Annotated in this window: 18 protein-coding genes; 7 read left to right on the top strand and 11 right to left on the bottom strand. The window is 51.7% G+C overall.

Translation table 11 applies throughout. The annotated features are described in order from the left end of the window. Positions 1 to 17 precede the first annotated feature (17 nt). Positions 18 to 602, bottom strand: coding sequence for an RNA polymerase sigma factor (locus ACAW87_RS11305; RefSeq protein WP_370723503.1), 585 nt, complete (start codon positions 600 to 602; stop codon positions 18 to 20). Between the two features lie 141 nt (positions 603 to 743). After that, positions 744 to 1,691: a threonine ammonia-lyase gene (locus tag ACAW87_RS11300; protein ID WP_370723502.1), complete on the bottom strand. Its 948-nt coding sequence runs from the start codon at positions 1,689 to 1,691 to the stop codon at positions 744 to 746. A 110-nt stretch (positions 1,692 to 1,801) separates the two neighbouring features. On the opposite strand from ACAW87_RS11300, the gene zwf reads away from it, so the two are divergent. Continuing rightward, positions 1,802 to 3,310, top strand: coding sequence for a glucose-6-phosphate dehydrogenase (gene zwf, locus ACAW87_RS11295; RefSeq protein ID WP_370723501.1), 1,509 nt, complete (start codon positions 1,802 to 1,804; stop codon positions 3,308 to 3,310). Positions 3,311 to 3,369: 59 nt separating this feature from the next. Continuing rightward, positions 3,370 to 4,089: a 6-phosphogluconolactonase gene (gene pgl / locus ACAW87_RS11290; RefSeq protein ID WP_370723500.1), complete on the top strand. Its 720-nt coding sequence runs from the start codon at positions 3,370 to 3,372 to the stop codon at positions 4,087 to 4,089. Positions 4,090 to 4,255: 166 nt separating this feature from the next. Here the strand turns inward: pgl and ACAW87_RS11285 are convergent, their stop codons facing one another. The 6 genes from ACAW87_RS11285 to ACAW87_RS11260 form a co-directional block, all read right to left on the bottom strand. Beyond that, positions 4,256 to 5,869, bottom strand: coding sequence for a family 16 glycosylhydrolase (locus ACAW87_RS11285; RefSeq protein ID WP_370723499.1), 1,614 nt, complete (start codon positions 5,867 to 5,869; stop codon positions 4,256 to 4,258). A gap of 17 nt (positions 5,870 to 5,886) precedes the next feature. Further along, positions 5,887 to 7,956: a hypothetical protein gene (locus ACAW87_RS11280; RefSeq protein WP_370723498.1), complete on the bottom strand. Its 2,070-nt coding sequence runs from the start codon at positions 7,954 to 7,956 to the stop codon at positions 5,887 to 5,889. Positions 7,957 to 7,981: 25 nt separating this feature from the next. Beyond that, positions 7,982 to 9,481 carry a RagB/SusD family nutrient uptake outer membrane protein gene (locus ACAW87_RS11275; RefSeq protein ID WP_370723497.1) on the bottom strand — a complete coding sequence of 500 codons (1,500 nt, stop codon included), beginning with the start codon at positions 9,479 to 9,481 and terminating at the stop codon, positions 7,982 to 7,984. Between the two features lie 30 nt (positions 9,482 to 9,511). Further along, the gene (locus ACAW87_RS11270) at positions 9,512 to 12,901 is read right to left on the bottom strand and encodes a SusC/RagA family TonB-linked outer membrane protein (RefSeq protein ID WP_370723496.1); all 3,390 of its coding nucleotides are present in this window, start codon (positions 12,899 to 12,901) and stop codon (positions 9,512 to 9,514) included. A 94-nt stretch (positions 12,902 to 12,995) separates the two neighbouring features. Next, complete coding sequence (locus ACAW87_RS11265) at positions 12,996 to 14,102, bottom strand: FecR family protein (RefSeq protein ID WP_370723495.1); 1,107 nt, start codon at positions 14,100 to 14,102, stop codon at positions 12,996 to 12,998. 355 nt (positions 14,103 to 14,457) lie between these two features. Continuing rightward, positions 14,458 to 15,126 carry an RNA polymerase sigma factor gene (locus ACAW87_RS11260; RefSeq protein ID WP_370723494.1) on the bottom strand — a complete coding sequence of 223 codons (669 nt, stop codon included), beginning with the start codon at positions 15,124 to 15,126 and terminating at the stop codon, positions 14,458 to 14,460. 129 nt (positions 15,127 to 15,255) lie between these two features. On the opposite strand from ACAW87_RS11260, the gene ACAW87_RS11255 reads away from it, so the two are divergent. The 3 genes from ACAW87_RS11255 (at position 15,256) to ACAW87_RS11245 (ending at position 17,313) form a co-directional block, all read left to right on the top strand. Further along, on the top strand, positions 15,256 to 16,620 hold the full coding sequence (locus tag ACAW87_RS11255) for a M24 family metallopeptidase (RefSeq protein WP_370723493.1): 1,365 nt from the start codon (positions 15,256 to 15,258) through the stop codon (positions 16,618 to 16,620). Between the two features lie 62 nt (positions 16,621 to 16,682). After that, a complete protein-coding gene (locus ACAW87_RS11250; RefSeq protein WP_370723492.1) occupies positions 16,683 to 16,910 on the top strand; it encodes a hypothetical protein in 228 nt (75 codons plus the stop codon). Next, complete coding sequence (locus ACAW87_RS11245; protein WP_370723491.1) at positions 16,888 to 17,313, top strand: putative toxin-antitoxin system toxin component, PIN family; 426 nt, start codon at positions 16,888 to 16,890, stop codon at positions 17,311 to 17,313. Before ACAW87_RS11250 ends, ACAW87_RS11245 begins: the two co-directional genes overlap by 23 nt. A 53-nt stretch (positions 17,314 to 17,366) precedes the next feature. Here ACAW87_RS11245 and ACAW87_RS11240 read toward each other — a convergent pair whose 3' ends face one another. Next, a complete protein-coding gene (locus ACAW87_RS11240; protein ID WP_370723490.1) occupies positions 17,367 to 17,714 on the bottom strand; it encodes an antitoxin Xre/MbcA/ParS toxin-binding domain-containing protein in 348 nt (115 codons plus the stop codon). Between the two features lie 21 nt (positions 17,715 to 17,735). Here ACAW87_RS11240 and fumC point away from each other — a divergent pair, with 21 nt between their 5' ends. Both fumC and ACAW87_RS11230 read left to right on the top strand, forming a co-directional pair. Further along, a complete protein-coding gene (gene fumC, locus ACAW87_RS11235) occupies positions 17,736 to 19,136 on the top strand; it encodes a class II fumarate hydratase (protein WP_370723489.1) in 1,401 nt (466 codons plus the stop codon). A gap of 74 nt (positions 19,137 to 19,210) precedes the next feature. After that, positions 19,211 to 19,294 (top strand): hypothetical protein, encoded by an 84-nt coding sequence (locus ACAW87_RS11230; protein ID WP_370723907.1) that lies wholly within the window; start codon positions 19,211 to 19,213, stop codon positions 19,292 to 19,294. 735 nt (positions 19,295 to 20,029) lie between these two features. Here ACAW87_RS11230 and ACAW87_RS11225 read toward each other — a convergent pair. Then, entirely contained in the window at positions 20,030 to 20,530 is a 501-nt protein-coding gene (locus tag ACAW87_RS11225) for a hypothetical protein (protein ID WP_370723488.1), read from the bottom strand. An 86-nt stretch (positions 20,531 to 20,616) separates the two neighbouring features. Further along, positions 20,617 to 23,007, bottom strand: coding sequence for a hypothetical protein (locus ACAW87_RS11220; RefSeq protein WP_370723487.1), 2,391 nt, complete (start codon positions 23,005 to 23,007; stop codon positions 20,617 to 20,619). Position 23,008 lies beyond the last annotated feature (1 nt).

Genomic DNA, 23,008 nt, shown 5'->3' with positions numbered 1-23,008 from the left:
ATAGTTCGGTTGTGTTCCTACGGCCGGGCAGATTTATACCAGCCAGCCAGTTGTTTTTTTAGATTTTCGGTAGCCCGTTGTAGCAACGATTCAACAGCCCCAACGCTTACTTCCATAACGGCGGCGGCTTCTACGTTGCTCAATCCTTCAATTCGGGTCAGGATGTAGGCAGTTTTTTGCTTGTCGGCGAGTTTATCGATCGCCTTGAAAAGAATAGCTGCGTTCTCCTGTTGTTCAAGTAACACACCGGGATGCACACTAGTGGCCGGTTCGTAGTCAACCGCGCCCGTTTCCCCATTGAACAGACTTGTCAGGAAAGCGAATCGTTTCTGGCGCTGCCGGTGTTTCAGAAAGTCGAGCGATTTGTTGACCGTGATTCGGTACAGCCAGGTAGTGACACTTGCTTCCCGACCGAACGTACCCAGCGACCGAAAGGCTTCGACATACACATCCTGCGTAATTTCTTCGGCCTCTTCCCGATTCCGAACGTACCCAAGTGCCGTATTGTACACCCGCCCTTTTGTTAAGTCATACAGCTGCCTGAACGCGACGTCATCGCCCTGCCCAATAGCATCCAGTAAGCTCAACAAGTCAGGCGGCATAGGGAAGGCAGTTATCAGTAATCAGTGAACAGTTATCAGCGCTGCTTATCAATACACGTCTATGTTTGTCAGCACATGGTTCCTCAGCGGAGCCACTGATAACTGATAACTGATAACTGATAACTGATAACTGATAACTGATCATTGAAAATACTTGCCCAAATCTACGTTGCCGCCTGTTAGAATAATACTGATCACTTGATTTTGAAAATCTGATTTATACTTAAGTACTACGGCGAGCGGTACGGCACAGGATGGTTCGATGATGATCTTCATCCGTTCCCAGACCAATCGTTGCGCCGCCCGGATTTCGGTATCATTCACTAAACGAATGTCGCTGACGTGCTGACGAATAATAGCCAGAGTGCGTTCGCTAAGGTTGGTGAGCAGACCGTCGGCAATGGTGTTGATGTAGGGAGCCTGTTCAACGTGGCCGCTTTTGAACGACAGAACGGCGTCGGCAGCTCCTTCGGGTTCACCGGCGACAACGCGGGTTTCGGGCGACAGATAGTGAACGGCCACCGCCGTGCCGCTGAGCAGTCCGCCACCGCCCACGGGGGCCAACACCACATCGAACGGTTTGCCGGTGGGGTTATCTTCCAGTAGTTCAATAGCGGCGGTGCCTTGGCCGGCAATAACCCGATCATCGTCGAAGGGGTGGATGAGCGTAGCCTGGGTACGTTGCATCACCTCGATTACGCCGGTTTCGCGGGCGGCTAGTGTTGGTTCGCACTCAATGACTTCGGCTCCGTATCCGCGAACCGCGTCTTTTTTCACTTGAGGGGCTGTTCGCGGCATCACAATGTAGGCGGGCATGTTTAACTGACGGGCGGCATAGGCCAATGCCTGCGCGTGATTGCCCGACGAGTGAGTAGTTACGCCATAATTGCGTTCCTCGGCCGTGAGTTGTAGGGCCGCATTGAGGCCGCCACGGGCTTTAAAAGCCCCTATTTTCTGAAAATTCTCGCATTTAAATACGATCGTTGCCCCCGCCATCTGATCGATGGTTTGGTTGGTCAAACAGGGTGTACGGTGAATGTAGGGACGGATGCGATCGTGGGCATCGAGCAGGGTTTGCAGACTCAGCATGGGGCAGTAGGTTGTGTTTCCGGCCCAAATCTAACAAATTGCCCCCCCGTTCGCGTTTTAGCTTAATAACTGTCTTCCGGGAAAAGGGCTTGCCCCCATTCGATACAACCATGACATCTAGTGTAACACCCACGCAGCTACCTGCCACCTTATTATTCATCTTCGGCGGCAGCGGCGACCTCAACTACCGCAAGCTTACGCCTGCCCTTTATAACCTGTTTCTCGATGGTTACACTCCCGACAAGTTCGAGGTAGTTGGCATTGGTCGCAGTGCCTACACCGACGAAGCGTTCAGAGAGCGTCTGCTGGAAGGTGTTCAGGAGTTTTCGAGACGCAAAAACGGTCCCGACGACCTTTGGGCTACCTTCTCGCCACGCCTGAGTTATTTCAAACTCGACGGCGGCGATGCGTCGGCTTACCATCTCATCGGTGATCGGGTGCGTGAGCGCGAAGCTGAATGGGGCGTACAGGCCAACATCATTTTCTATATGTCGGTAGCCCCCCAACTGGTGCCGGGTATCGCTACGAACCTGAGTCAGCTGGATTTTTGCGGTGATAAGAGTCGGGTACGCATCGTGGTGGAAAAGCCATTCGGTCATGATCTCGACAGTGCCCGCGAACTGAACGCGCTGTTGCTGAGTCACTTTGCCGAAGAACAGATTTACCGGATCGACCATTACCTGGGTAAAGAAACGGTACAGAACCTGTTGGCCCTGCGGTTTGCCAACACCCTGTTCGAACCGCTCTGGAACCATAACTATGTTGAGTATATCCAGCTTACCGCCGCCGAAACGGTTGGTCTGGAAGGGCGTGGTGGCTACTACGAAAGCTCGGGTGCCCTGCGCGACATGATTCAGAATCACCTGTTGCAACTGCTGTGCATGGTGGCCATGGAACCACCCACGTCGTTTAAAGCCGACGAAATCAGGAACAAAAAAGTAGATGTGCTGCGGGCAATGCGCCGTATTTCACCCGATCAGGTAGATCAGGTAGCCGTTCGTGCACAGTATGGGGCGGGTGAAAAAGACGGTGAAAAAACGCCTTCATACAGGGAGGAGGAAGGTGTGAAGCCCGAATCGATGACCGAAACCTACGCCGCCGTCACGTTTTTCTGCGACAACTGGCGGTGGGAGGGAACCCCCTTCTATGTGCGGACGGGTAAACACCTCGCCGAAAAATCATCGGTCATTACGGTGCAGTTTCGCCCCGCTCCACATTACGCGTTTCCGGCCGAAGCGACCAAAGAGTGGCAACACAACTGCCTCATCATCAGCATTCAGCCGGACATGAATATCCGATTGAGGTTCCAGGCAAAGCGGCCTGGTCAGCAGTTGTCGATCGATCCGGTGGAGATGGAGTTCAATTACAACACGTCGTTTACCGAGCAACAGCCCGAAGCGTACGAAACCCTGCTGCTCGACGTGATGGCCGGCGACACCACCCTGTTTATGCGCGCCGATCAGGTCGACGAAGCCTGGCAGATCGTGATGCCTATCCTCGACAAATGGGCGGCTGACTCTAACCAGGCCACCATGCCAACTTACGCGCCCGGCTCGTGGGGCCCCGACGAAGCCACTGCCATGATCGAAAAAGCTGGCTTTAGCTGGTTGAATGAATAGACTAAGTCTTGAGAGTCATTATTGAAAAGTAGTCCTGAGTCTCAAGACTACAAGACCTTATGAAAATCACCATCACCGAAAACCCCGCCAACCTGGCGCAACAGGCTGCGGAGTGGATTGCCGATTACGCCGAATCCGTTTTGCAGCAACGCGAGCGGTTTACCATTGCCCTGTCGGGTGGCAGTACGCCAAAGGCGTTACATGAATTGCTGGCCAAGCCTCCGCTCCGCGATCGAATTGATTGGTCGCGGGTGCATGTGTTCTGGGGCGATGAGCGGTTTGTGCCGTTGACCGACGAGAAAAACAACGCTCGTATGGCCTTTGATACACTGCTCGATCACGTACCTGTACCCAAATCGCAGATTCACGTGATGCAGACCGATCTACAGCCCGAGGCATCAATGACTGCGTACGAAGAGGTTCTGCATACGTATTTCGATAACCATGCCCACACGTTTGATCTGGTGTTGCTTGGCATGGGCGACGATGGGCATACCCTTTCGCTCTTTCCCGGAACGGAGGTAGTGAACGAGGAACGTACCTGGACAAAAGCTTTTTTCCTGACACAACAGGATATGTACCGGCTTACGCTGACCGCCCCCGTGGTGAACAAGGCGGCGGCGGTATTATTTCTGGTGGCTGGAGCCAACAAAGCTGATGCCCTATACGAAGTGCTACACGGCACCTATCAGCCTGACAAATACCCCTCACAGCGCATAAAACCCGACACCAATGAGTTTGTGTGGTTTGTAGACAAGGCCGCAGCGGCGAAGTTGTAAAAAGAAGTTGCACAAAAGGTTTCAACACAGAGCCACGGAGGCCACAGAGTTTTGACAAATGAAACTCTGTGGCCTCCGTGGCTCTGTGTTGAAACCTTTTGTAAGTAGGTACCCAAGTCGTTTCCCCAATACTCCTTACATGGGCTTCATAGGTAGACTAGCAGGCTTACTGATAAACCCTGATGTAGTCGACATCCATGCTCGATGATACGAAACCAGGGTCTATGGTTCCGCCAAAGGTGCCGCCCATGGCCACGTTCAGGATCAGGAAGAAATCTTTGTTGAAGGGCAATGTGCTGTTATTAGGAAACGTCTGAAAGAGATTTCCGTCTATGTACATTTTGATGGATGTAGCCGACCAGTCGACTGAATAAATATGAAACTCAGTCGATGCATTGCTAATCGTGGTTGAACCTGTGTCGGCATTGCCCCCCGAACGGCCGGGGTAATGTAATGTGCCGTGGATTTTGTTCGGCTCGTTCCCTTTTGCTTCCATCATGTCGATTTCCCCACAGGCAGGCCATCCTGCTGTAGCAAAATTGCTTCCCAGCATCCAAAGGGCTGGCCACGTACCACCACCGGTTGGCAGCTTGGCCCGGATATCGACGCGGCCGTAGGTGAAGGCAAATTTATTGGCCGTTTGTAGCCGGGCCGACGTATAACCAAAGCCGTTTAACGTTTCTTTTTTGGCCGTAATTGTCAAGATGCCGTCTTTAACGACTACATTATCAGGGCGATTTGTGTAGTATTGTTTTTCGGCATTTCCCCATCCGTTGTCGCCATTGCCCAGGTCATAGCCCCAAACGGCGGTGTTGGGTGCGCCATCCTTATCAAATTCCTCTGACCAGATCAGTTTTCGTTCTGGCTGCTGACCGGTGGCTCCCTTAGGCTTCAGTTTCGTGTACCAGGCATTACCATCGGCGCCGATGCTACGTAAACTGATGCTGCTGGCCGAAAGAGCCAGAATTTCGTACGTATTGCCCCCCGTGCCGAAGTTTACGATGCCATTGCCCGGTACTGTAAACTGAATTCTGGTTGAATTGCTGGTGGTCGATGCCGAGGTTGCGCCCATGAACGTAATGGGTTTGGCACCTCCGGTGGCCAGCGCATAGCAATTGTCACCGCCGTTGAGGCCGTAATAGGCTGTTGCTGCCCCGATCAGAGATGATTGCCCCTTATTGTCAACGGTGAGCGTAACTGAATTGCCGGCCGCTTTGGTAAAGGTGATCTCGTCGTCATACAGGCAGGCGGGCCGGGTGTTGGGCTCGGCAGAATACCAGATTGGTGAAAAACTGTCTGTTGGTCCAACACCTACGTGGCCCGGCGCGTCTTTGTCGGAAACCCACACCTGCGACGAATTATTGGTCAACAAGGCCAGAATGTCGGATGGTACTTCAAAAGCCACGAACACCTTTACCTTTTTACTCATCGTCGACATGGCACCGCCTGTGCCAATTGCGCTGACGGTGATGGTGTAATCCATTGTGCCGGGGTTGGCGTATCGGTACGTGATTTTGCCTGACGGAACAACCTGTGGTGTGTTGCCATCGCCAAAATCGATCTTGTAGGTGAGTGCATTATTGGCGGTGGTATTGATGATAACGCTACCCGTACCGTTGCCATTCGGATTCTGGGCATCGACACCTACTACCGATGTCGTCAGACTGAGATTCATCGGGGCTTCAATAGCACCGAAATTGTATTCAGGTTGCTTACACCCACTGAACGTGAGCAGTCCAACCAGAAGAAGGCGGGGAAAAACGCTTATATACTTAATCATGAGTGTCGGTATTTAGATCAATTCAGTGTGATATCGTCGAAATAGAACGTGAAATTCGCCGAGCCATTTCCGGGCGTACCATTGTCGAAGATCAGGACTATTTTTTGGTACGATTTAGTCTTGTCGATAGCACTATAATCAACACTTAGCTCTTCCCAGGCATTGGCTTTTGTGGTGACCACTTCTTTCTCGAAACTGACTCCCCCGTCGGTGGCATTCTCTACTTTAACCAATACTTTGGCCCCTACTCTGGGTGAAAACACTTTCAGCGAAACCGTTTTTTTGCCGGTAAAATCAATGGGTTTGTCCAGCGCAATAAAGCTGCCACCCCAGGGCTGACCCGCATTTTTGACCATTTTCGCCACCGTCGCCGACGTGTTGATGCCACCCGACTGCGGATTCGGAACCACCGTCACGGTGCCGCCATCGAAGTTGGTGAAATTGTATTTCAGGGTCGTGGATTCAAAACCCAGGGGTAACGCAAGGGTCGTATTTACCACGGGTGCCGCCAGTTTGACATCGTCCCAATAGAATACCTTGCCCGTACCCGCGGTACCGAAATCAAAGAATATAGACGCTTTATCGTAGGTAGTAGCCGAATTTAGAGCCGGTGTGCCTGCTGCAGGTTTGCTAAAATCGAAGATCAACTCTTCCCATCCTTTGGCTACCGTGGTCGTGGCTTCTGTTTCTACCGATTTGCTTCCGTTGGTGTGGTCTTCCAGCTTCAGACGTACCTGGATACCCGCTGCCGGGGCATACACCCGCACCGACATTCGGGGCGACGAGGCCACTAAGTTGATGGGCGACGCAAAGCCGTTGGCGAGTCCAATAGTGGTACCGGCCCAGGTTTCGGCTCCAGTGGGTTTGGTCGTGATCTTTACTTTGTTGGCGCTGTTGGTGGGGTCAACACCATCTACCGTGTTGTTGTTACCAAAATCAGTTACGCTATAATCCACGCCGGCTTCGTCGAACGTAACAGGTAGGTTAATGGGCTTCACGGCGCTGACCAGCTTGATATCATCGAAGTAGAACGTGAAGTTAGCCGAGCCATTTCCGGGCGTCCCATTGTCAAAAATCAAGACAATATTCTGGTACGTTTTTGTCGTGTTAATGGCGCTGTAATCGAACAGCAATTCTTCCCATGCATTCGCCTTCGTCGTGACTACTTCCTTCTCGAAATTGACACTTCCGTCGCCTTTGTTTTCTACTTTCAACAACACTTTGGCACCCACTCTTGGCGAAAATACCTTCATCGAGACTGTTTTGTTGGTCGAAAAGTCGATCGAGCCACCCAGGGTAATCAGGCTTCCGCCCCAGGGCTGACCAGCCCCTTTGATCATTCTGCCTACTTTGGCAGAGGTATTAATTCCCCCACTTTTCGGGTTGTCGATCACGCTTGTGTTACCGCCGTCGAAGTTGGCGAAGGTGTAAGTTTGTCCAGGGGTTTCAAAATCAAGGGGCAGCAGAACCGGGTTTACGATACTGACCGTTTTCGAGACTTCGGTGGTTGCTTTTCCACCGCTCAGGGCCACCACTTTTACCGCGTAGTCGCCAACTTTGGTGTAGGTGTGGCTGACGGTTTCCCCTTCCAGAAAGCTTTGCGGAACTTCATTGGGTACGTCGCCAAAGTAGACTTTAAACAAGGTTTCGTAAGTGCCTTTCGCTGTCACATTCACCTTGAACACGTTGGCCGGGTCAATGGTGGCAGTCATTTCTACGTTTTCAGGCGCTTTGAACGAGACCGTCAGGGGATGGGTGCTTTCCGTCTTTTTCCCAGTCACGCTGATGCCGGTGATCTTGACGTTGTAGGTCCCTTCGGCGTATTTGTGGCGCGCGTTTCCGCCGGCAATCACCGTGGGAGGATTGGCGGTACCGTCGCCATAGTCGACCACAAAAGAGGCCGCTCCTTCCCCATTGGGCGTAATAGTTACCATGCCGGTATTGTCCTGCGTGATGTCGAACAGGGCAGCTAATTTATCCGGGGGGGCAGCATTGCCGATAAACGACGTATCGGTGAAGAGTTCATCCCGGCAGGCAGTCACCGTTACCAATGCAACGATGAGCAGTATATAACTTACAAATTTCATATAAACCAAGGTTAGCGGTGAGTGATTAATAACCAGTGTTTTGCACCAAGCCAGAAACGTCTATTTCGGCTTGCGGAATAGGGAAGACCTCGTTTTTGCCAGCAACAAATCCTTTGAGTTTTGTGGCGGCCTGCCCTGTTCTGACCAGATCAAAAAAGCGGTCACCTTCCATACCTAATTCCAGGCGGCGTTCGGCCCAAATGGCTTCTTTCAGGGTATTGCCTGTAGCCGTGATGCCGTGGTTGTTATCGCCGAAGGCACGGGCACGTACTCGGTTGAGGTACAGTTGGGCCGTGACATCATCAGGGCTGCTTTTGCGATTGTTCGCTTCGGCATACATCAGATACACATCGGCCAAGCGGATGATCCGCTGATTATTCAGGTAGTTCAGCTCGATCTGTCCGCTGGTCTCACCTTTGCGGGGCAGGTATTTCTGGTTGTACAGGCCCGTGTTTTTGTAGGGCGCTACCTGATAGGTAATTCGCAGAGCGGGATTGGCTGTTTTATAGGCTTCGATATCCAGGCAGGTTACGTCTCGGCGGGTATCGCCGGTTTGGTAGGCTTTGGCCAGGTCCTGCGTGGGCAGGTTGGTGCTCCAGCCGGCCGCGTACGGGCTGTCGCCGGTAAGTCCCCGGATACCATTCTGCTGCACCGAAAAATTCCCCTGTCCACGGGTGGTTCCGCCCCAGTTGTAATAGGGAGTCGTGTTTGAGTACTGAACCTCGAAGACTGATTCCGGCCCGTTTTCGCCCGTCTGCAAAAAGATGCTCCCGAAATTGGGTACCAGGCTGTACGGGCCATCAAGCACACTTTTGAGCACGGTGGCGGCCGCGTCGAACTTGTTCTGATAGAGATACACTTTCCCCAGCAGCGCCTGGGCTGCAAATTTGGTGACGCGGCCGGTTTTAGGGTCCGTAGCGGGCAGTGCAGCAATGGCGCTGGTCAGGTCTTTCTCAATCTGTGCGTACACCTCTGTTTTGGGCGATTGTTTCAGCGTTCTCGAATCGGCAATACCCAATCGCCGATCGGTGAACAGGGGTACGTTGCCAAACATCCTAACCAGCGTGAAATAGTAGTACGCTCGTAAAAAGGCTACCTCACCGTACATACTTTCTTTCTCGGCAAAAGTGACTACCTCGCCCGCCGGGTTTTTGTCCTTAAACTGGTATAAGTAGTTGGCGCGGTTGATGCCCTCGTAGCTTGCTTTCCAGATTTCGACCAGCGTACCATTCTGGGCGTTGAGCGTGAAATCATCCATATTCTGTAAATCCAGCACATCTGACGCATTTTCGCCACCCGCCACTGAATTGTCCGACGCAATGTCGCCAACGGGCACGACCTGGTTGAGCCACTGCATGGGGGTATACACGCTGGTGCCCATGCTCTGGTAATCGGAAGCTGATTTCAGGAAATCCTGATCGGTCACGCGGTAGTCGTCTTTCGGACTGTAATCGACCCATTCGGTACAACTGCTTGTCACAAGGGCAAGCAGGATAGCGCCAATAAAGTAGCTTATGTTTTTCATGGTATTCTTTAAGACTAAGAGATGAAGCGATTAAAATTTCAGGTCAACACCAGCCGACCATGTTCTGGCCTGTGGGTACGCCCCCCGATCGACGCCGGTGTCTAGCACGCCGCCCGAAATCTCAGGATCGAAGCCCGTGTATTTAGTGAAGGTGAAGGCGTTTTTCACCTGGGCGTAGATACGTACCCGGCTGAACACGCCCGATTTTGGCAGCGTATAACCTAGCTGTACGTTTTTGATCTTCACGAAAGAACCATCCTCAACGTACCTGTCCGACACCCGGATGTTACTGTTGGCGTCGACGAAGCTGAACCGGGGATTGTTGGCGTTGTTGGTCGTACCCTCGCCGGTCCATCTGCCCAATACCGATCTGAATTTGTTCGAGTAGATGGCATTTCGCTCGTAAGCCCTGTAAATATCGTTACCTACCGAAGCGTAAGTAAACATATTGAAATCGAAGCTTTTGAGCGTCAGCCCCAGATTCCAGCCCATCGTGAAGTCGGGGAACGGATCACCAATGGCGGTTTTGTCCAGATCAGAGATCAGGCCATCGCCATTGACGTCCACAAAGCGGATATCGCCCGGAACGGCTCCCGTTTGGGTGGGTGCTCCGGCAATTTGCTCCACGTTCTGGAATAAGCCCGCCGTTTGGAAACCGTAGAAATAACCCGGCGAGAAGCCCTGCTGGAACCGCGTGGCACTCTGCGACTGCCCGTTGAAGTAGTAACCACCCGGAATGATGGCCGTACCGTCGGAGTTGGTGGCCGTTACCAGGTTTTTAGCCGTTGTGAACGTGACGTTGGTGTTAAGTTTCAGGTCCCGGCCAATGGTACTGTTGTAGCCAAGATTCAAATCCACTCCGCTGCTTTTCGTAGAACCGATATTGGCCGTTGGGGCACCGGCTGCGCCCAGATATAGGGAAATAGACGGCGTAAACAAAAGCCCGTCGACCGCTTTATTGAAGTAATCGGCCGATAAAGTCCATTTGTTCTGGCCGAAACGCACATCGAAACCGACGTTGCTTTGCAGTTGCTTTTCCCAGCGCAGGGTGGTGTTGGCATACGAACTAACCGTTGAACCCGAAACGAAGCTGTTACCAAACGTGTAGCCGTTGCTGTTGGCATCACCCGCATAACTTGGACCACCGGTGATGATACTGACATACTGAGGGCTTACGTTTTCGTTACCGATCGAGCCGTAACTCCCCCTGATTTTCAGGTAATCGACGATACCCGTGGGGAAGAATTTTGCGTTTGAAATAACCCAACCCAGTGATCCCGCGTAGAAATTGGCGAATTTATTATCGGCACCAAACGCATACGATCCGTCGCGTCGGGCCGAGAACGAAACCAGGTACGTATCCTGGTAATCATAGTTGATCCGACCGAAATACGACTGGTTTTTCCGAAAATACTGGCCGTTGCCCAACCCGATCGCATTGGTGTTGGTGGCCGTATTATTGCCCGTAGCGCTGGTCAGGTCGGCAAATTCCCACGAGTTAAACGGCACATCCTGCCGGGAACCGTTGATTTCGTCGCCGGAAATTTTGGCCAGTGAGAAGCCCAGTACGGTCTCAAAATGATGGTCGGCGTTGATGTTGAAGTTATACGTGCCAAAGGTTTCAAACGTGTACGTATTGTCCGTCCGTTTCGACTCATACACGCTGTTGTGTCTGCCTGCCACGGTTGATCCGTCGGCATTCATCGTATTTTCTACGTTCGACGGGCCGTAAAAAACCAGCGGCGTAAACGATTTAAACGTGTTGTTGTAATTGGTATAGCCATACCGGGAAGCTAGCGTCAACCCTTTGATGACTTCATACTGTAGTTCCAGTTTTCCGTACAGCTTGTTGCCATTGCTCTCGTTGTAATTGTTATCGAGTTTGGTGAGCGGGTTGAAAATCTCGGATAACAACAGATTACTGAAGCCATATTTGCCAACGGTGTTCTCCACCGTGTTCAGGACCGGAACAGTTGGATCGAAATTCAGGGCGCTGCCGATAACCGAGTTGAACGAATTTTCCTGAACGCCTACGCTTTTGATGTTGGCGTAACTGGTGTTGGCCAGGAACTTTACTTTGGGCGAAATCTGAAAAGTCAGGTTGGCCGTGCCGTTTAACCGGTTAAAGTTGGAGTAATCGCCACCGCCTACAATGCCGTCCTGCCCCGTATATGCGCCCGACAGAAAGTACTGCACCTTATCGCTACCACCCCTGACCGACAAATTATGCGATTGCAGCGGAGCCCTTTTAAAGATCTCATTTTGCCAGTTGGTACCCACGCCCAGCGTAGATAAATCCTTGAAAATGAGTCCACCACCCGCTACAGTGCTGCCTTCGTTCAGGATCGCGCCGTATTCGCTGGCATTCAGCACGCCAATGGTATTGATCACTTCCTGCACACCATAATTGCTGCCCAGTGCTATTTCTGCTTTCTGGTTTCTACTGCCGCTTTTCGTGGTAACCACAATCACACCGTTGCCGCCTTTCACCCCATAAATAGCGGTAGTAGCGGCATCCTTCAGCACGTTCATCGATTCAATATCGGAGGCGTTGATGGCGTTGAAATCGTTGAGCGTTTGCGGCACACCATCGATGATCACCACCGGGTCGGTACCAGAAAAAGACGGAATACCCCGAATCAGCACGGTTGGTTTAGAACCCGGCGATCCATTGGCAATAACGGTCACGCCCGACGCTCTGCCCTGAAGCGCATCTTCTGGCCGTACCGGCTTAAGGCGTTCGATGTCGGCTCCTTTTACGGTAGAGATCGCCCCGGAAACGTTGGTAATCTTTTGGGTACCATACCCTACTACCACTACTTCGCCCAGGTTCTTGGTGTCGGGGTCGAGGCCGATGTTGACCGTAAACCGATTGCCCACGGTTACTTCAGCCCGGGTGTATCCTACAGAAGTGATCACCAATATAGCCTTTTCGTCGGGTACAGCCAGGGTGTAATTTCCACTTCCGTCTGATACCGTTCCTTTCAGCGTTCCCTTAATTACGATACTTGCTCCGGGAATGGCTTCACCGCTTTCTGCATCGGTAATTTTTCCCGTAATGGTTTGTTCAACAGCCTGAGCACTTCCCCCAGAGGTAGTTGTTGCTCTATTAAGTAAAATCTTGTTGTCAATAACTTCATAATTGATCTTAAGTGGCCGAAGAAGCTCGTCTAACAAGGATGAAAGCTTCTCTTTTTTGACGGAAATGCTTGTTTTTCTGGTGGCCAGAATTAATTGAGGGCTGTACATGAACTTAACATCCGCTGTACGCTCAATTTGATCGAGAATCTGTTCAATATTTTGATTCGTAATGGTCAGGCTTATTTTGCGATCAAGAATTTCCTGAGCGTTGACATGCGCTGCATTGGCAAACGAAATGCACAAAATGTAAAGGAGTATTTGTGCTAGTGAGATTCGCATAACCGTAATTGGAATCCTGGTGAAGTGTCGGGGGTTTGACATAATTCTGAATTGTTAGTAATAAACTGGCAAAAAATACTGGCTAACGGTTTACTTAATTACACCCTTTACCGAGAATGGTGATTATATCGCCGTTAATTTCGTAATCCGCTTCGATTACTTTACAGATAAGGGCTATCTTTTCGGCGAGCGGTTCGTCTCCCAGCGTGGCGGTTAATTCGCACGATGCCATTCGTGATGCATCGTAACTGATTTTAATCGGATAGGAGCGTTCGAGGGTGCTGAATACCTCAGCCATAGAGGTACGTTTAAACACAAAAGACTGAGCTTGAATGGCCGGTAATTGATTCAGCTCAGCATCGATCACCGGTACTTTAGTAAACTGATTGTTGAGGCGAAGGAAGGTTAACTGCTGACGGGGTAATACCAGTAAGCCTGAGCGAGTCTCTGCGTCATTTTCCTGCTTTAGTTGGGGCTCTTTCTGACTAAATACCGCTACTTTTCCTGATTTGACAAACACTTGCACATGTTTGTCTCTGGCAAAAGCTTTGATCGTGAAACTCGTGCCCACAACTTTGGCAACCATCTCGTTTGCATAGACAAAGAAGGGTTTTTGCGCGTTTTTGGCTACTTCAAAAAACGCCTCTCCCGATAAAAAAACGCTCCGTTTGCTGGCCGGAAACTGACGGGGATAACTTAGTCGGCTATTGGGTCGAAGAATAACACTGGATCCGTCGGGCAAGGTGACCAACCGGGTCTGACTGTTATTTGTAACAACCTCATTGATAGTTGTTTGCTGCTTCAGTTGTGCTACACGGTCTTTATACAGTTGGGTAGGGGCATTGGTGAGTGTAGTATAGGTCAGCCAGCCTAAAAAAGCGACTAGCAAGAGCGAAGCCGCTACCCCGACCCGTGCCCATGGGCGACTAAAAAACGGAATAACTCTTGGCTTACGTTGTTCGGCGGTTGTGACCAACTTTGTCACAGCGACCTCTATTTCCTCTTCACTGATTTCTTCCTGCGCGTTCCGCAGGGATAAAACAATGCGACGGGCCAATTCAATTGTCTCTCTTTTTTCCGGGTGTTCGGTTACCCACGCTTCCCAAAAGGCAGCACTTTGGGCATCCTTCCGGAGTATCCATTGCCTAAAGCTTTGCTCAAGCGCAAATTCATTGGCCGTGTACTTCGTGTAATCTAACATAGAATAATTGGTATTATTTTACCCACTGTATGAAATAGCTGCCCTTGATTGCCGGATACTCACTTGACACTATATTTATTTTGGTGGGCAACTTATGAAGCTAAACGCAGGATGTTCGGGAATAACAAACAGCAGAAAATCAACGAGTTAGTATCAGTATGGTTGACTGTATAATTTCATGCTTCAGTGCAAATTGTACGGCATAGCGAATGACGCTCACCTTAGTGGCCGGTGACTTACCGATAGTTGGCGTATGCGTGGAGGGAGCAGGAACGTATTCCTGATGCAATTGGGCGCGTGGGCAACGGCCAACTGAATGGGGCGGGCGGCTACCCGAACAACACAGAGCGGTTAATCAACTTCTGTGGAGACTATACATAAAATAAAAAAGATGATATGATAAAAACCAGTTTTGCTTTAGGTTACTGATGGCCCGCTGCAATAAATTCGACACCGATTGCCGGTTCATATCCATAATATCGGCAATCTCTTCAATGCCTAATCCCTCATAAAATTTTAAGAATATAACTTCCTGTTGTCTTTTAGGTAAAGAGGATAAGATGTTTTTTATTTTAAGTTCATTTTCTTCAAATAGTTCTAACTCAATAATATTCGACTCAATCGTAATTCCCTCTGAAACTGGTAGGTCGTTATCAAATTCGTCGGCAATGATTTTTCTTTCCTGATTTATTTTTTTGAAAAGATTATTGCGTAATGACTTTAACAAGTAAATGGTTACGAACGGAGACGTCTGTAAATTTTCGCGGTGATCCCATAAGTATAAAAAAAGGTCCTGAATGCAATCTTTAATAAGCTCTCTGTCTTTCGTGAATTTGGTTGCGTAATTAAATAGAACCCGATAATGATTTTTTGCAAGTTCGCCAAGTGCCTGGCTATCGCCCTCTTTAAATTGTTGCCATAAAGTTGTATTGAGTGTATTGAGATGCATTTTACGGGCGTGATGCTTATCAGAAATATCACGATTAGCCAATACTGAAAGCACGACAAAGGTAAAACAACCCATTGTCAAACAGTTTTGTTGTTGCCAAAGATGAGGATTTTATAGGTAACTCCTTCAACCCGGTTTGTACGGTCAACGCTTGGTGATCACTCAGGGCGGGCTTATCTTGCCCTCATCTACTCATTCTTCACTATGCGCCCACTTCTATTGCTGCTTTGCAGCCTGTTCAGCCTATCTGGTGTTTATGCTCAATCACTGACCACGTCGACGCCTTCACTGATTCTTACTGAGCGCGACCGCGCCCGAATGGTCGATGAGGTGCTGGAAGACCGGTTTACTAATCTCCTGCCCCAACTCATGCGCCGCGAGGGTATCGACATGTGGATTATCATCTCGCGTGAATACAACGAAGATCCCGTGCTGAAAACGATGCTGCCTTCGACCTGGCTCTCAGCCCGTCGGCGAACGATCATGGTTTTTTTTGATCGAGGTGAAAAAGAAGGCGTGGAGAAACTGGCCATTGCCCGCTACGATGTAGGTACGTTGCTCAAAGGTGCGTGGGACATCGACGTGCGCCCAAATCAGTGGGACGCCCTGTCGGCCATTATTGCCGAGCGGAAACCGAAAAAAATTGGCCTGAATAAGTCAGCCAACTACGCCCACGCCGATGGGCTAACCGCTACCGAGCAGGGCGAATTTTTGGAAAAGTTGCCCGCCGAGTACCAGAAACGCATTGTATCGGCTGAGAAACTGGCCGTTGGCTGGCTGGAGACACGTACCCAGAAAGAGATGGCCGTGTACCCGATGATCTGCCGATTGTCGCATCAAATCATTCAGGAAGGACTTTCTGAGCAGGTCATTCAACCCGGCGTCACAACCACGGATGATGTGGTGTGGTGGTTCCGTCAGCGCATTACCAACTTGGGCCTCGATACCTGGTTTCACCCGACAGTGGACGTGCAACGCGCCGACTCGAATGACTTCAGCCACCTACGCACGTTCTCGAAACGGCCCGACAAAGAGATTATTCAGGCGGGTGATCTGCTCCACGTCGACTTCGGGATAACGTACCTGCGGCTCAACACCGATCAGCAGCAGCACGCCTATGTATTGCGCCCCGGCGAGACGAGTGTACCTGAAAGCATCAGAAATGCGTTCAAGAAAGGAAATCGACTACAGGATATTCTGACCGAGCAGTTCGTCGCGGGTAAATCGGGCAACCAACTCTTGCTCTCGGCGTTGGCTCAGGCGGAAAAAGAGGGTATCAAAGGCACTATTTATTCGCACCCGATTGGCGTTCACGGCCACGCCGCCGGCCCAACCATCGGCCTGTGGGATCAGCAGAAAGGGGTTCCCGGCTCGGGCGATTACCCGTTGCAGGCCAATACCGCCTATTCCATCGAGCTAAATGCCGCCGTTGAGATTCCTGAATGGAAGAAAATGGTGCGGATTATGCTGGAAGAAGACGGCTTTTTCGACGGTACGCAGTTCCGCTACATCGACGGCCGCCAAACCGAAATTTACACCATCCCTCGCACGCTTGGGTACGTTCGGTAGCTGTCTGAAAAAAGAGGAGAAACTAAAACAGGTGTACAGGTAGTTTTTATCAGAAAGAGGTTATGAGCACAATGACAGTTACGCTCACCGAGGAGCAAGTCAATCGATACGACTTAAACGTCGATTCGTTGACACTCGATAAGCTGGTTGAAAAGATAAAATTGGAACTGACGCGTGACGCGCTCCGAAAATGTCAGGCTGCCGCAAGCGAAGGTGGGCTTGACCTGTTGACGATGGACGATATTAACGCTGAAATCCGGGCTGTTCGTGAAGCAAAAAATCGTCGTTGATACTAACGTACTCGTCTCATCGCTGATAGCCAAAAGTTACCCGGCATTTATCATTGATGAATTTGTGATCAGTCGTAAAGTGACTTTGCTGTTAACTGATGACATATGGAATGAATACATCGACGTGCTTAACCGGCCAAAGTTTGCTCGTTTTGCTAATTTTAAAATCAACGCCGATCTGGTTCTACTTCGATTTGATGAGATTGCCGAGAAACTACTGGTTACTGAGCGGCTGGCAGTACTTGCAGACGAGGCAGATAATCGTTTTTTGGAAGCAGCCCTAGCTGGCTCTGCCGACTATGTCATAACAGGCAATACCACAGATTTCACGATGCCTGTTCTTGGAAACACCAGGATTGTTACTCCCGCTACTTATTGGGAGGATTGCCGACCTGTTGATTAATCGCTAAACCGAAATCTACACCATCTTCAGTACGCTTAGGTACATACGGTAGCTTACAGATAGATACCGTGCAGAATTGCCATCAGAACATTATAACACTGCCGCCTTCCTGCTTCAGTATGAACCAGACTTGCTGGCTTTCCACCGCCCAGGCTAGGTATCCGGCTGTTTAGCCAGTCCTCGTAGTCTTTAAATTCCTGAAATACCTCAATTCCGGTTTGGGGTAGAATGGCGGGCGTGATTTCTTCCGGTGGTCCAATCATCACTTGGTTAGTTAGTTCGGTAAAGCTGTTAAAAGGCATGGCTAAATACAAGCCCGGCTCTACCTTTGCGCCGTAAAAAGCGGGAGAGATCGACCGGGAACCAGTACGCTGATACTGCCTCGTCACTCTTTCACGCATTCACTCTTTTACCCTTTATAAATGGAGTTCCGGATCGAAAAAGACACGATGGGCCAGGTACAGGTACCGGCCAATGTGTATTGGGGCGCACAAACGCAGCGTTCAATTGAAAACTTCAAAATTGCGCAGGACATCAACCGCATGCCGCGCGAAATTATCCGGGCGTTCGCCGTGCTGAAAAAAGCCGCCGCCCTCACCAACCTCGACGCAGGCGTACTGACGCAGGAAAAAAGTGACCTCATCGGCCGCGTATGCGACGAGATTTTGGCGGGTGAACTGGCCGATCAGTTTCCACTCGTGGTGTGGCAAACTGGCTCGGGCACGCAGAGTAACATGAACGTCAACGAAGTGGTGGCCTACCGGGCGCACGTGCTCAACGGCGGTTCACTAATGGACGAAAAGAAGGTAATACACCCGAATGACGACGTTAACAAGTCGCAGAGCAGCAACGATACCTTCCCGACGGCCATGCACATTGCGGCTTATCAGGCGCTGGTGGAGGTGACGATTCCGGGTATCAAAAAACTACGCGATACGCTCGACGCCAAGGCGAAGGAGTTCATGCACGTGGTGAAAATCGGACGTACCCACTTCATGGACGCCACCCCGCTGACGGTAGGGCAGGAGTTTTCCGGGTACGTGTCGCAGCTCGATCACGGGCTTCGGGCTATCAACAATTCACTGGCGCACCTGACCGAACTGGCTCTGGGCGGTACGGCCGTGGGGACCGGCATCAACACGCCACCGAACTACTCGGAAAACGTGGCCAAGCACATTGCCGACCTGACAGGCCTTCCCTTCGTTACGGCCGAAAACAAGTTTGAAGCCCTGGCCGCGCATGATGCCATTGTGGAGGCGCACGGCGCGTTGAAAACCGTCGCCGCCAGCCTGATGAAGATTGGTAACGACGTGCGTATGCTGTCGAGCGGACCACGGGCGGGTATTGGTGAATTGTTTATTCCCGACAACGAACCGGGCAGCAGCATCATGCCAGGTAAGGTAAACCCAACGCAGTGCGAAGCCATGACGATGGTGGCGGCGCAGGTGATGGGTAACGACGTGGCGATTAACATTGGCGGTATGAACGGCCACTTCGAGCTGAACGTGTTCAAGCCGGTGATGATCTACAATTTCCTGCACTCGGCCCGCCTCATCGGTGATGTATGCGTGTCGTTCAACGACAAGTGCGCTGAAGGTATTCGTCCAATCGAAGCAAATATCGAGAAGCACGTGCAGAATTCGCTGATGCTGGTTACGGCCCTGAACACCAAAATCGGTTACTATAAAGCCGCCGAGATTGCCCAGACCGCCCATAAAAACGGCTCCACCCTGAAAGAAACGGCGGTTTCCCTCGGCTACCTGACCCCCGACGAATTCGACCAGTGGGTGATCCCCGGTGATATGGTGGGTGAGGTGAAGTAAGTTACCGTTTGTTCTTATTTTGCATAAAAATCGGATGGCGATTGCGTCATCCGATTTTTTGTTGAAGGAGTTTCATCACCACATCCAGCTTTACCAGAGAGGCGTCGGAATACGTACCGAGAAATGAGACTAAGATTGTGCTGATCGATGGCGAATAACTAGCTCAGTTGATGATCGACTATAATCTCGGTGTAACCGTGCAGCAGACCTACGAAATCAAACATTCGAATAAAAATGAATATTTATTCGAATGTTTGATTTGATGTTATTTATTGATTAGCTATTTGTATATCAAGTAGTTATAATGCTGTCAATTAAATAAAATAGGTAACTGTTTAGGTAGGGTGTGTCGTTAGATCCCCGACCTGACGATTTTTTGGGTTCCCAACCCGATCAGAGGCTACTCAACGCTCGAAGAGCAAGCAAGTAGTGATCCACCTGCGGTGGTTGAGTTTACTGTAGCGGGGCCGGGGACCCCTATAACTGTCAGGTCGGGGACCTGACAACACATTACCTAAACAGTTACTAAAATAGCTGGTGTAACGCATGCTTCGCCCCGCTGGGGCTACATTTGGGTGGGGTGGGTAGGCGTCCTACCGATGCTTCGCCCCGCTGGGCCTGTGTTTAGGTGGGGCATGTTTTGGTAAGCTACCGATGCTGCGGCCCGCTGGGCCTGAGTGTTCTCCGTGTGGTTTCAGTGTCCATCATCAACTGTCTTGGGTTGCGCAACAGGCCCAGCGGGCCGCAGCATCGGTAGGACGCCTACCCACCCCACCCAAATGTAGCCCCAGCGGGGCGGAGCATGCGTTGCACAATAACGTATCATACCTAAACTCAGCCCCAGCGGGCCGTAGCATCGATAGATCAATACGCTCCTCCCTGATTATCATTCACTACTTCCACGTTAATCCCGCTGCGTTGAAGTGGATCTCGTTTAGCTTTTGGCCAGGTACGTTTAGCTGGATGGCCATGGCTTTGGCTGTTCGTAGCTGACGGATGAGCCGTTGCGTGTCGTCGAAAAAGAGCAGGTTGCCCCGGCCATTTGCCGCGGCGGTCATCGTGAACGTGACAGGCTTGGCCGAACCGAACCGGATAAGGGCTTTACCCCCCTGATAACTGGGTGCCAGCAGCCCTTTCACCACCGATAAATACGCATTAGTAGTCCCGCCCTGATTGCGAAGGGTTAGCGTGACTACCGAGCCACCACCGTAGGGATAAGGTAACTCAATCAGATCTGTCGCGTCCAACGTGGCTTTTTTTGTCGTACCACCCGATGGCCCATCACTTTGCGGGTATTGCCAGCCAACAACCGGCGGGGCTGGTTTCTGCATCACCATCGGGTCAACGTTTTTTGGTGCGAAAAAGAAGGGAAGTAGATAGAGGAGGGAAAGCATGATTGAGGTCTAAGGTCTAAAGTTCAAGGTCTAAAGTCTAAGGTCTAACGTCTAATGTCCAAAATCCAGCGTCTAACGTCCAACGTCTACTTGATGGGGCTTTCTATGGTGATGAGTTGCCGGGTGGTGCTGGCCTGACCGGTGGGGGTGAGGGCGTGGACTTCGATAAGGTAACGACCTTCCTGATCGGATGTGTAAAAACTGAGGTTCGTTTTACCCTGCGGGCCGGTAGTAACGGATGGGTTCCAGTAGAGCAGGTTCCTGAAATCGGGGCGGCGGCTGGCGGCCAGGATAGGCGTGGTGTAACTGGGCGCGTAAAATTCACGGCGTGCCTGTAGTCCGTCGTAGTCCATGACCACCGCGCGGGGGTCGAGCTGAAAACCGGCCAGATCCCCTTTGTACGTTTTGAAACTGATGATGCCCGGTATGCTTGCATAGCCCAGCAGGTAACGCCGCGTGACCACATCCAGCGATTTGATCTTCAAGGGACTAAACGCCATCAGCCGGTCGACGTCGTAGACCGGTACACCGTCGAGCAAAATCAGCGGTTGCTCGTCAAACGGTTGGCGGTAGGGCAGGTTACCGACCCGCAACGTAAAGTGACTGCCCGATCGGCGTACCAGCACACCGGGTACGTATTCACTCAGTACCTCTTCCAGCACCGTAAACCGCGTATAGGTGTCCAGCAGATACCGTTCGTCGGGCTTGCCGTAGAAGGTGGTGCTGTCGGTGTTGGGCGGCCGGGGCGGGTTGGCATAGGCGTTGGCATAGCTGTTCTGCACCTGCATGGCCAGGCTCCGTTGTTGCACCGATTCGCCCGGCATATTGGGCAGATCCAGCACCGGTAACCGACTGGTGGCGGCGGTTTCGGTGTAGGGGTTCACAATGTCGACACGGAGCAGGCTGTCTCCGTTGGCGGTTTGCAGCACCAGGTCGTTGGTGCCGTAAAAAGTGGGCAGTTCAAACCGAACGCGGCCCTGCCGGTCGCTCCGGGAGCTGAACAACTGGATGGATTTTCCGGGAATACTCAGGTACGTGAACACATTAGGGGCGGGTGCCCCGGTACGCGCGTCGGTAACCCGACCATGCACCACCTGCCCCCGGTGTTCGGGAGCCTGCATCTTATCAACGGGTTTGGGACGTAGCACCGTTTCCCAACTAAACCGACGCCAGCCGTGGGTCAGTAGTAGATTGTCCAGCGCTGCGTCGGCTTCCGGTCCGGTCTGCGTCAGGTAATAATCGGGCGACTCTACCGTACCCCGCAGGTCAGACGTGAGCCACAGGTAGTCGGGTAACGACACCTCATTTCCGGAGAATAACGAATCGATTTTGTAGACCGATACCGACGCGTCGGCGGATAGGGGTGAGCCGGTGGGGCTGCTGGCCGTGAGATCGAGCGTTACTTTGTCGCGGGTGGTGTATTGGGCTTTTTCGGGTGTAAGCCGGAGCGAGAGGGTAGCTTGGGGCCGTTTGCCGTACAGCCGTTCGCAGAGGGGCTGGCCTTCCGCATCGAAAAGGGTCAGGTGCGAGATGCCTTCTCCCAGGCTGCTTTTACGCACCAGAAACTGCGCCTTGTTGCCCAGGATCGGTTGCCCGTCCGATACCTTCACCAACTGCCGCGTGTGCCCGATCAGGTATACGGCCGAGGCGCCGGGGACGTTCGTGGCCACATTGATCCGCAGAAAACCGTCGCCTGTATCGGTGGTTTGCATGGTGTAGCCTGTTGGGGCAGCGGCGGGTAACGGGCGGGTGATGGTTCGACCGGCGGGGTCGGTAAGAAGAACCCGGTAAGGTGTGTTGCCGGTTGGTGTGAACGTGAACGTACCTATCCCGAATTTGAGCGTGGTAAACCGAGCCAGCGTATCATTGGCCGGACCAAGCAACGTACCCCGGCAATCGACGCCGCGCCCCGTTTTTCGATTCACTACGCTGAAAGCCACCTTAGCGGGCAACCCCGTTACGAGATGGCCGCCTTCGGGGAAAAATTGCGCCTCGTAGGCCAGTGAATCGGAGGGGAGGGGCAGGCCCAGCCGCCGGAATGGATTGATGAGCGTGATTGTCTTTTCGAACAAAAATTCGGGGCTGGTGATCTTCATCCACTGTGTGTAGGCCCGAAGCGTGTAATGGCCGGACAATAAGCTCGTGGGCAGAAAAACAGAGCCCATACCCCGGCTGCTGTCGAGCGTCACTTTGGTCTGTACCACGGCCTTCTGGTCTTTGTCCAGCAGTTCCAGATACGCCACCCGGCTCACGTCGAGCGGGCGATGCAGACTGCCGTCGACGTAGAACAGCCGGAACCACAGCCGCTCGCCCGAGATATAGACCGACTGATCGGTGTGCACAAACAGCTTTTCCTGTAGCGCCTGCGTGGTATGCGTCTTGAATTGATGGTGCAATTGCTCCAGCATCGGTTGTTGGGCCATTGCCCATTGGGCCGTCAGCACGAGGAGCCAACCCCAGCGTAGCGTGTTTTTCATG

This window comes from Fibrella aquatica (genome assembly GCF_041321135.1).
Lineage (GTDB): Bacteria > Bacteroidota > Bacteroidia > Cytophagales > Spirosomataceae > Fibrella > Fibrella aquatica.
The sequence above is the reverse complement of the archived record's forward strand: the minus strand, read 5'-3'. Positions and strand labels throughout refer to the sequence as shown.

Coding starts and splice junctions, on each gene's coding strand:
- ACAW87_RS11305 (WP_370723503.1), bottom strand. CDS start 602: ATGCCGCCTGACTTGTTGAGCTTACTGGATGCTATTGGGCAGGGCGAT.
- ACAW87_RS11300 (WP_370723502.1), bottom strand. CDS start 1,691: ATGCTGAGTCTGCAAACCCTGCTCGATGCCCACGATCGCATCCGTCCC.
- zwf (WP_370723501.1), top strand. CDS start 1,802: ATGACATCTAGTGTAACACCCACGCAGCTACCTGCCACCTTATTATTC.
- pgl (WP_370723500.1), top strand. CDS start 3,370: ATGAAAATCACCATCACCGAAAACCCCGCCAACCTGGCGCAACAGGCT.
- ACAW87_RS11285 (WP_370723499.1), bottom strand. CDS start 5,869: ATGATTAAGTATATAAGCGTTTTTCCCCGCCTTCTTCTGGTTGGACTG.
- ACAW87_RS11280 (WP_370723498.1), bottom strand. CDS start 7,956: ATGAAATTTGTAAGTTATATACTGCTCATCGTTGCATTGGTAACGGTG.
- ACAW87_RS11275 (WP_370723497.1), bottom strand. CDS start 9,481: ATGAAAAACATAAGCTACTTTATTGGCGCTATCCTGCTTGCCCTTGTG.
- ACAW87_RS11270 (WP_370723496.1), bottom strand. CDS start 12,901: ATGCGAATCTCACTAGCACAAATACTCCTTTACATTTTGTGCATTTCG.
- ACAW87_RS11265 (WP_370723495.1), bottom strand. CDS start 14,102: ATGTTAGATTACACGAAGTACACGGCCAATGAATTTGCGCTTGAGCAA.
- ACAW87_RS11260 (WP_370723494.1), bottom strand. CDS start 15,126: ATGGGTTGTTTTACCTTTGTCGTGCTTTCAGTATTGGCTAATCGTGAT.
- ACAW87_RS11255 (WP_370723493.1), top strand. CDS start 15,256: ATGCGCCCACTTCTATTGCTGCTTTGCAGCCTGTTCAGCCTATCTGGT.
- ACAW87_RS11250 (WP_370723492.1), top strand. CDS start 16,683: ATGAGCACAATGACAGTTACGCTCACCGAGGAGCAAGTCAATCGATAC.
- ACAW87_RS11240 (WP_370723490.1), bottom strand. CDS start 17,714: ATGCGTGAAAGAGTGACGAGGCAGTATCAGCGTACTGGTTCCCGGTCG.
- fumC (WP_370723489.1), top strand. CDS start 17,736: ATGGAGTTCCGGATCGAAAAAGACACGATGGGCCAGGTACAGGTACCG.
- ACAW87_RS11225 (WP_370723488.1), bottom strand. CDS start 20,530: ATGCTTTCCCTCCTCTATCTACTTCCCTTCTTTTTCGCACCAAAAAAC.
- ACAW87_RS11220 (WP_370723487.1), bottom strand. CDS start 23,007: ATGAAAAACACGCTACGCTGGGGTTGGCTCCTCGTGCTGACGGCCCAA.